Source organism: Streptomyces niveus, from assembly GCF_001723055.1.
Lineage (GTDB): Bacteria > Actinomycetota > Actinomycetes > Streptomycetales > Streptomycetaceae > Streptomyces > Streptomyces niveus.
Genome location: NZ_MDCR01000012.1, coordinates 1 through 8075, shown reverse-complemented (window position 1 = coordinate 8075; position 8075 = coordinate 1). Strand labels below are relative to the sequence as shown.

Annotated in this window: 4 protein-coding genes and 1 pseudogene; all 5 read left to right on the top strand. The window is 73.5% G+C overall.

Annotated elements, in window-relative coordinates:
- On the top strand, positions 1-2057 hold a 2057-nt coding region (locus BHU15_RS01820), incomplete at its 5' end, for an SDR family NAD(P)-dependent oxidoreductase (RefSeq protein WP_141726750.1).
- Positions 2054-6592: a beta-ketoacyl synthase N-terminal-like domain-containing protein gene (locus tag BHU15_RS01815; protein WP_438284951.1), complete on the top strand. Its 4539-nt coding sequence runs from the start codon at positions 2054-2056 to the stop codon at positions 6590-6592. The genes BHU15_RS01820 and BHU15_RS01815, both read left to right, overlap by 4 nt.
- Positions 6589-6900, top strand: a complete 312-nt coding sequence (locus BHU15_RS01810; protein ID WP_069625542.1) for an acyl carrier protein — start codon at positions 6589-6591, stop codon at positions 6898-6900. Before BHU15_RS01815 ends, BHU15_RS01810 begins: the two co-directional genes overlap by 4 nt.
- Positions 6901-6904: 4 nt before the next feature.
- Complete coding sequence (locus BHU15_RS01805; protein ID WP_023536783.1) at positions 6905-7717, top strand: alpha/beta fold hydrolase; 813 nt, start codon at positions 6905-6907, stop codon at positions 7715-7717.
- Positions 7714-8075 (top strand): annotated as a pseudogene (locus BHU15_RS01800) (glycosyltransferase); the annotation flags it as partial. The gene BHU15_RS01805 and the pseudogene BHU15_RS01800, both read left to right, overlap by 4 nt.

Here is an 8075-nt window from a genome sequence, read left to right as displayed (position 1 = left end):
CGCCGGACGCGCTCGTCGCCGAGTTCCTGCGTACCAGCCGCGATCTGGTCGCCGCCCAGCGCGACGTCCTGATGACCTACCTCGGCGGACCGGGCGCGGGGGCCGTGGTCCAGGCGCCCGCCCCGGTCGCCTGGCAGCCGGCCGCCGTCGCCACGGTCGCCGCACCGACCGCACCGACGGCGCAGTCGGTCCTCGCACTGCCCGCCGCCGCGTCCCCCACCGCGGCGGCGGGCCCCACGCCCGTGGCGGAGCCGGAGGCCGGGGCCACCGCGTCGCCGACGGACCCGGACGCGGTACTCGACGCCGTCCTGTCCGTGGTGGCGGACCGCACCGGCTACCCGGTCGAGATGATCGAGCCGGAGCTGGATCTGGAGGCCGACCTCAGCGTCGACTCGATCAAGCGCGCCGAGATAGCCGGCGAACTCGCCGTACGCCTCGGCCTGCCCCTCGACGCGAGCGGCGAGCTGGACAGTCTCAGCACGGCGCGCACCGCGGCCGGGATCACCGGTCTGCTCGTCGAACGCCTCACCGGTACGGGTGACACGGGTGACACGCGGCCAGAGGAGGAGACGGCCGCGGCGGATGACGGCACGCCGGCCGAGAGCACCGCCGAGGCGGAGATCCTGGCCCCGCAGCGCCTGGAGTTCACCGAGGAGCCGCTGGCCGATGTGACCGGCACGATCGCCGCGGGATCCGCCGTACTGGTGCTCGGCGGCGGCGAGTTGGCTCCCGTCCTGGCCGACCGGCTGCGCGCGGCCGGTGCCTCGCCCACGCTCGTACCGGCCGGTGAACTGCCGACGGCCACCGCCGACGCCGTCGTACTCCTCGACACGCTGGACGCCCAGCAGCCGCCGCTCCCCGATGCGCTCCCGCTGTTCCAGGCGGCGCTCGCGGGCGCACCCGGCACGGTCGTCGCCGTCGAGCGCCGGACCGAGGGCGCGGCCAGCGGACTGCGCGGCTTCTTCCGCAGCGTCGCCCGCGAGTACCCGGACCTGAAGGCGACCCTGGTGGAGGTGGCGGCCGACGCCACCGCCGACACGGTGGCGGACGCGGTCGTCACCGAACTCGCGGCCACCGAGCGGGAACCGGTCGTCCTCACCGACGGCGGGAGGCGGCGCGCGCTGCGGCTGACCCCGACCGATCTCGGCGCGCTCGCCGCGACCGGAGCCGGCCCCGCGGGCGAGGGCCAGTCCGAGGCCGAGGCGGCGGGGCTCGACCGTGAGTCGGTCGTCCTGCTGGTCGGCGGCGCGCGTGGGATCACCGCGCGCTTCGCCCGCACCATCGCGTCGGCGAGCCGGTGCCGTGTCGAACTCATGGGCAGGACCCCGGTACCCGCCCCGTCGGAGGACCCAGCCACCGCGGGCGCCACCGACCGCGCCGGGCTGCGGTCCGCCTTCCTGGCCACCGGTCTGACCTCCCCCGCCGAGGTGGAGCGCCTGGTGGGGGCGGTGCTCGCCGAGCGCGAGGTGCGGGCCACCGTCGACGCGCTGCGGGCGCTCGGCAGCGAGGTCCGCTACCACTGCGTGGACGTGCTGGACACCGAGGCCGTACGCACCACGGTGAAGGACATCTACGCCGAGCACGGCAGGCTCGACGGCGTCGTCTACGCGGCCGGGGTCATCGAGGACAAACTGCTGGCCGAGAAGACCACCGAGTCCTTCGGCCGGGTGTTCTCCACCAAGGTCGACGGCGCGCGCGCCGTGCTCGACGCGGTGGACGTGCTGCCGCGCGGCCCCCGGTTCGCCGTGCTGTTCGGCAGCATCGCCGCCGCGCTCGGCAACCGGGGCCAGTGCGACTACGCGGCGGCAAACGACGCGCTGGAGGAGCTGGGCCGCCGCTGGTCGACGGACGAGCGGCGCGGGCTGACCGTGCACTGGGGTCCGTGGGCCGCCGCTGAGACCAACGGCGGCATGGTGACCCCGGCGCTGATGCGCTCGTACGCCGCGCGGGGCATCAAGCTCATCGACCCCGACGAGGGTCCGCTGAGCCTGCTGCGTGAACTCGCCTGGGGCGCGCCCGAGGTGCACGCGGCCGTCTACACCGCCTCGGGCTGGTGACCTCGGTGGATTCCCGCACACCGGTCGCCGTCGTCGGCATGGCCGTGTACTTCCCGGGCGCCAACGATCTGGAGAGCTACTGGCACAACATCGTGAGCGGCGTCGACTCGATCACCGAGGTACCGGCGGGCCGCTGGGACGAGGAGTTCTACGCGCCGGGCGGTCCCCCGCGCAGCGACCGGGTGTACTGCCGGCGCGGCGGATTCGTGGACCAGAGCGCCGAGTTCGACGTCACGCGGTTCGGCATCATGCCGACATCGGTCGCGGGTACGGAGCCGGACCAGCTCATCGCGCTGGACGTGGCCCATCAGTCGATCACCGACGCCGGTGGCGATTCGGTGCTGCCGGCGGACCGGCAGCGGGCGGGCATCGTGCTGGGCAGGGGCGGCTATCTGACGCCCGGTCTGGTCAGGCTGGACCAACGGGTGCGTACGGCCAACCAGTTGGTGCGCACCCTGCGCGAACTGGCGCCCGAGCTGGGCGACGACCGCCTGGAGGAGGTCCGTTCCGCGTTCGCCGGTCAACTCGGCCCCGAACAGCCGGAGTCGGCGATCGGACTCGTGCCGAACCTGGCCGCATCGCGCGTCGCCAACCGGCTGGACCTGCGCGGTCCGGCGTACACGGTCGACGCCGCGTGCGCCTCGTCGCTGGTGGCGGTGGACCACGCCGTACGTGAACTGGCCGGTGGCCGCTGCGACGTGATGCTCGCGGGCGGGGTGCACCACTGTCACGACATCACGCTGTGGAGTGTGTTCAGCCAGCTCGGCGCGCTGTCGCCGAGCGAGCGGATCCGCCCGCTGCACCAGGGCGCGGACGGTGTGCTCATCGGTGAGGGCACCGGCATCGTGGTGCTGAAGCGGCTCGCGGACGCGGAGCGTGACGGGGACCGGGTGTACGCGGTCGTCTCGGGCACCGGTGTGGCGAGCGACGGGCGTTCGGCGAGTCTGTTCAACCCGGATCCGGGTGGGCAGGTCCGGGCTGTACGGCAGGCGTGGGACGCTGCGGGGCTCGACCCGCGCGCGGCCGACGCGATCGGTCTGCTGGAGGCGCACGGTACGGCGACACCGGCCGGCGACCGTGCCGAACTGACCACGCTGGCCGAGGTGTTCGGCCCTGCGGTGGGCGCGCGTGCCGCGATCGGCTCGGTGAAGTCGATGATCGGTCACACGATGCCGGCGGCCGGTATCGCGGGCCTGATCAAGGCGGCGCTCGCGCTCCATCACGGGGTGCTGCCGCCGACGCTGCACTGCGAGGACCCGCATCCTGCGCTGGAGGCGACGAGGTTCGCCCCGCTCGCGCGGTCCGCGCCGTGGGAGAGCCCGGCCTCGGGCGCGCCGAGGCGGGCGGGTGTCAACGCGTTCGGGTTCGGTGGCATCAACGCCCATGTGGTGCTTGAGCAGGCGGCATCGGCCCCGGTCGGCGGGCGTACGGCTCCAAGAACGGCGACGGCGACCACGACCGTCACCGAGCCGGAGCGGGTGCTGCGGCTCGCCGCGCCCGACCACGCGACGCTCGCCGCGCTGCTGGACGCCGACGACCGGGCGGTGCTCGCCGCCGGTCTCGACGAGCGCGCCCCCGCCGGCGGCCCCGTCCGGCTGGGCATCGTCGACCCGACGGCGCGCCGGCTGAAGCTGGCCAGGAAGGCGGTCACGAAGGGCGCGGCCTGGCGCGGGCGCAGCGACGTGTGGTTCAGCCCGCGTCCGCTGCTCGGCCCCGGCGGCGGCACGACCGCGTTCGTCTTCCCCGGACTCGAAGCCGAGTTCGAGGCCCAGGTGGACTCGCTGGCCGAGCGGTTCGGGCTGGCCTGGGCGCCGGGGCACGACGCGCGGGTCGGTGACGTGGGGCGGCACGGCGCCGCGGTCTTCCAGCTCGGGCGGCTCCTCGACACGGCGCTGCGCCGGCTGTCCGTGGTGCCGGACGCGCTCGCGGGACACAGCGTCGGCGAGTGGACGGCCATGGCCTGCGGCGGGATTCACGCCGCCGACGAGGTGGACACCTTCCTCGCGGGCTTCGACCCCGACGCGCTGCGGGTGCCGGGTGCGGCGTTCGCCGTGCTCGGGATGCCCGCCGACCGGGTGCTCGCCGAACTGGCGGGCCGGGACGACGTCGTGCTGTCGCACGACAACGCGCCGAACCAGTCGATGATCTGCGGTCCGCAGGACGCGGTCGGCGAACTGGTCCACCGGTTCCGGACGCAGGGCGTGATCGGCCAGGTGCTGCCGTTCCGGTCCGGCTTCCACACCCCGATGCTCGCCCCGTATCTCGACCCGATCAGGCGGGCCGCCGAGACCTACACCCTGCATCCGCAGTCCACGCCCGTCTGGTCGGCGACGACGGCCGCGCTCTATCCCCATGACCCGGCGGCGGTACGGGAGTTGTTCGTCCGGCATCTACTCGAACCGGTGCGGTTCCGGCAGTTGATCACCGCCATGCACGACGCGGGGCACCGCGCGTTCATCCAGCTCGGCGCCGGTCAGCTCGGGTCGCTGATCGACGACACGCTGGCGGGCAAGGACCGGCTGGTCGTCTCGGCGCACTCCTCCGCGCGCGACGCTCTGGCGCAGTTGCGCCGGGTCGTGACCGCGCTGTGGGTGGAGGGCGCGGCCCCTGACGCCGGTCCGCTGCTCGGATCCACGCCCGCCGCGACGGGAGCGCGTACAGGTGCGGGGCGTGGCCGGCCCGGCGTACGGCTCGACCTGGGCGGGGCGCTGGTGTCCCTGCCCGAGCAGGCGAAGAAGCTGCTCGCGGACAGCATCGGTCACCCGCCGGCTCCCCGGTCCGTCGGGGACGGCAATGCCCTGGACCGGCTGGACGCGCTCGGCCGGGCGGGTGCCGGGTTCCCGATCGCCGCCGAACTGTCGGCGCTGATCAGCGACACGGCGGCGGTCGCGGACGAGCTGATCGCGGCTCGCGCCACGTACCGGACCCCGGCCGCACCCACCCCGCCACCCGAGCCGGCCGTCCCGGCCGCGCTGCGCGTGGACGTCGCGGAGATGCCGTACCTGCTCGACCACTGCTTCTTCCGGCAGCGCCCCGGCTGGCCCGACGAGGCCGACCGCTGGCCGATCGTCCCGGCCACCACCGTCATCAGCCATCTCATGGAGATCGCCGAGCGCGTCGTGCCGGGCACCCGGGCGGTCGCGGTGCATGACGTACGTCTGCTGAAGTGGATCGAGGCGATGCCGGCCGTCGATGTGCCCGTGGAGGTACGGCAGTTGGGCGCCGACCGGGTCGAGGTGAGCCTCAGCGGTTACTCCCGCGCCGTCGTCGAACTCGCCGCCGTCCATCCCGCGCCGCCCGCCGCGTGGCCGGTCGACACCGCCGCCGAGCGGGTCCCCGGTCTGCGGGCCGAGCAGTTGTACGACGAGCGGTGGATGTTCCACGGGCCGCGCTTCCAGGGCGTCAGCGAGCTGTCCGCCATCGGCGACCGCTGGGCACGCGGGGTCCTGACCACGCCCGAGGCGCCCGGCGCGCTGCTCGACAACGTCGGTCAGCTGCTCGGCTACTGGATCATGGCGACGCTCACCGAGCGCACCACGGTGTTCCCGGTCCGGATGGAACACATCCGCTTCCACGGGCCGCACCCGCGGCCCGGCGAGCGGCTGACATGTCTGATCCGGATCACCGAGGTCACCGACCTCACGCTGACGGCCGACATGCAGCTGATCGGTGCGGACGGTCTGGTCTGGGCGGAGTTCACCGGCTGGCAGGACCGGCGGTTCGACACCGACGCCAACATCCGTGCGGTGGACCGCTTTCCGGGTGAGAACACCCTGTCCGAGGCGCGTCCGGGCGGCTGGGCGATCGTCCACGAGCGCTGGCCGGATCTGGCGACGCGTGAGCTGATCATGCGCAACATGCTGGGCGGCGCGGAGCGGGCCAGGTACGAGGGGCTGCCGCCGGTGCGCCGGCGCCAGTGGCTCCTGGGGCGGATCGCGGCCAAGGACGTGGTGCGCCGGCTGCTGTGGCGCGAGGGCGCCGGCGAGCTGTATCCGGCCGAGATCTCCGTACGCAACGACGCGTCGGGCCGCCCCCTGGCCGAGGGTGTGCACGGGCGGGCGCTCGGCGAGCTGACGGTCTCGATCGCGCACCGCCGCGAGACAGGGGTGGCGCTCGCCGCGCGGGGGACGTGCGGAATCGACATCGAGGAGATCACCGACCGGCCGCGCACCACGGTGGAGACCTCGTGCGACACCAGCGAACTCACCCTGCTCGACGCCCTGGTGGCGCGGTCGCCGGGCAGCGGCGCCCTGTGGTTCACCCGTTTCTGGGCCGCCAAGGAGGCCGTCGCGAAGGCGCGCGGCACCGGGCTGCGTGGCCGCCCCGCCGAGTACCGCGTGGTGGCCGCCGACGCGAATCGCGCACGGGTGGTGACCGGGGGACGTCTCTACGAGGTGCGCCTTCAGGAGACGGCCAATCCGCCGGGGCTGCCGGAGCGGCGGTACGTCGTCGCCTGGACGACGACGCAGGACACCGCGCGGACAGATCCAACAGACCAGACAGACCGCACAGACCTGACAGGAGATTCGGCATGACCACCGAAATCGACGCGACCGTGGCGGCTGCCGTGGAGAGCGACATCACCGCGATGCTGCGGACCATGCTGGCGGAGGACGGCCTGGACGACGCGGAGATCAGCCGGGAGACCACGTTCCACGACGATCTGGAACTGGAGAGCATCGACCTGGTGACACTGGCCGGTTCGCTGCGCGAGCACTACGGCGACCAGGTCAACCTCGCGCTGTTCATCGCCGATCTCGAACTGGACGAGATCATCGCGCTGACCGTCGGCGAGCTGGTCGACTACGTGGCCGCCTCCCTGCACACCGCCGGGCAGGTCTGATCCGATGGCGAAGATACGCACCGGCGAGATCACCACCCATGTCCAGCGACTGCCCGCCGCGAAGGCGCCCGCCGACGGCGGCGAGACACCCGTCGTGGTGTTCGTCCACGGCCTGCTCACGGACAGCCTGGCCAGCTACTACTTCACGCTCGGCCCGGCGTTCGCGGCGGCGGGCATCGACGTGATCATGTACGACCTGCGGGGCCACGGCCGCAGCGACCGGCCGGCCACCGGATACCGCCTGGAATCGTTCGTGGGGGATCTCGTCGGCGTGCTCGACGCGCTCGGCGAGACACGCCGGGTGCACGTCGTCGGCAACTCCTTCGGCGGCACGATCGCGACGGCGTTCGCCGCCTGGCACCCCGACCGGGTCGCCACCGTCACCATGATCGAGTCCGAGCCGCCGGTGGCGGAGTGGACCAGGCACATGGCCGACGGGCTCAGCGACGCCAAGACGCAGCTCGCCCGCGAGGAGGTCATCGGCTGGATCTCGGCGAACCACGGCGCGCACACCGCCCGGCTCTCCCGTGGGGCCAGTCGCATCCTGGCCACGACCACGCTGGCCGAGGAGGTCCCGGCCGGTCGCGTCATCGACGACGGTCTCGACGCGCTCGACGGCTGCCCGGTGCTCGCGATCTTCGGCGACGAGTCCGGACTGAGCGCTCAAGTCCCGGAACTGGAAGCGAAGTTGATGTCGTGTCGCACGGTGGTCCTCACCGAGCAGGGGCATTCGGTACTGGTCGAGCGCACCGAGGAGACGCAGGACCTGATCCTGCGCTGGGTACGGGAACACACCCTGGCCGAGGCCGTGCGGTGACACGGTTCCTGTTCGTCGTCCCCCCACTGGTCGGTCACACCAACCCGCTGGCCGCCGTCGCCGGTGAACTTCTCGGCCGGGGCCACGAGGTGGCGTGGGCCGGCTACGGCGACCAGATCCGCGCGCTCGCGGGCCCCGGCGCCCAGGTGTACGAGTGCGCCATGCCGGACGGCGGGCTGAGCCGCCCGCCGGGGCTCGCGGGGCCCGCCGCCTTCCAGCATCTGTGGGAGAAGTTCTTCGTCCCGCTCGCCGATCTCATGGCACCGGGCGTCGACGCGGCGATCGACGCGTTCCGTCCCGACGCCGTGTTCAGCGACCAGCACGCCGTCGCGGGCGCGCTGGTCGCCGAACGGCGGGG

Excerpts from the sequence above, each read along its gene's own strand:
- BHU15_RS01810 (WP_069625542.1), top strand. The coding sequence starts at position 6,589 with ATGACCACCGAAATCGACGCGACCGTGGCGGCTGCCGTGGAGAGCGAC.
- BHU15_RS01805 (WP_023536783.1), top strand. The coding sequence starts at position 6,905 with ATGGCGAAGATACGCACCGGCGAGATCACCACCCATGTCCAGCGACTG.